The organism is Bordetella trematum, from assembly GCF_900078335.1.
Classification (GTDB): Bacteria; Pseudomonadota; Gammaproteobacteria; order Burkholderiales; family Burkholderiaceae_B; genus Bordetella; species Bordetella trematum.
Genome location: NZ_FKBR01000034.1, coordinates 87,362 through 88,036 on the forward strand (window position 1 = coordinate 87,362; position 675 = coordinate 88,036).

General features: G+C 63.7%; 1 protein-coding gene. It reads right to left on the minus strand.

Annotation, left to right across the window (positions count from 1 at the left end; all coding sequences use genetic code 11):
* Window positions 1-675 (minus strand): hypothetical protein (locus A7V84_RS21370; RefSeq protein ID WP_412778661.1); only part of this gene is annotated, 675 nt, incomplete at both ends.

The following is a 675-nucleotide window of genomic DNA, read 5'->3' on the forward strand; positions in this document are numbered from 1 at the left end:
TCGCTGTCCACCAGCGTGATCACATCCACGCCGGCACCGGTGATGATGGACGTGTCGCCACCCACCGTCACCGTATCCAGGCTCACGGTGTTGGCACCGTCACCCGCTTCGATTGCCAGCGAACCGCCGATGTCGGTCTGCAGCAAGGCGATGCTGTCGTTACCCGCGCCAGAGCTGATGCGGGTCGCAGCGCCCACCGTTACTACGGTCAGGTCGATGGCGTTGTCGCCCTCGCCGGCCAGGATATCCAGCGAACCGCCGATATCCGTCTCCAGCAGGGTGATGCGGTCATCATCCTTGCCGGTCGTGATGCGCGTGGCCTTGGCCACCGAGACACGGGTCAGGTCAACGGTGTTGCTGCCGTCGCCGGCTGCGATCAGCAGTTGGCCCAGCAGGCCGCTGTCCACCAGCGTGATCACATCCACGCCAGCACCGGTGGTGATAGACGTATCGCCACCCACCGTCACCGTATCGAGGCTCACGGTGTTGGCGCCATCATCGGCTTCTATTGCCAGTGAGCCGCCGATGTCGGTTTCCAACAGGGTGATACTGTCGTTGCCCGCGCCAGAGGTGATCTGGGTAGCACCACCCACCGATACTACGGTCAGGTCGATAGCGTTGTCGCCCTCGCCGGCCAGGATATCCAGCGAACCGCCGATATCCGTCTCCAGCAGG